This window comes from Acinetobacter sp. CFCC 10889 (assembly GCF_003268395.1).
Classification (GTDB): Bacteria; Pseudomonadota; Gammaproteobacteria; order Pseudomonadales; family Moraxellaceae; genus Acinetobacter.
The window spans coordinates 1-426 of the sequence record NZ_LQXQ01000183.1 but is presented as its reverse complement, the minus strand read 5'-3'; the positions used below and the strand labels follow the sequence as shown (position 1 = coordinate 426).

Annotated in this window: 1 pseudogene; it reads right to left on the bottom strand. The window is 28.4% G+C overall.

The features are described 5' to 3' along the window. Positions 1-206: 206 nt before the first annotated feature. Positions 207-426 (bottom strand): annotated as a pseudogene (locus tag AVJ19_RS22385) (hypothetical protein); the annotation flags it as partial.

The following is a 426-nucleotide window of genomic DNA, read 5'->3' as shown; positions in this document are numbered from 1 at the left end:
AATAACTTAAACTTAGTTAAATTGTCTTTTATTACAAAATAGTTATTAACTAATAAATGTCATGAAATTGATACTAAAAAATTAAAGGACAAAATAGTTATTAACTGACTGCTGAAGTTACCAGCCTTTCTCTTTGATACTCAGTATATTTTAGCATCTAAATTAATTCAGATACTAAAATATGATTTCAGAACTCAAAATATTATTTATTTTGAGCGATTTAACTCATAAACTAATCTGAATAGCTCTACTTGGTATTTTGCATCATGCAAAGCATTATGATCACCTTGTAAGGTCGGATGTACATATTTATCTATTGAGCTTGATTTTGTATCGTGCCAACTACATTTTGTAGCGCCCATAAAAAGAGCTTTGATATCTATGGCTGAAATACCGAAAGGATTTCTATTTAACGTGAATTCGGAA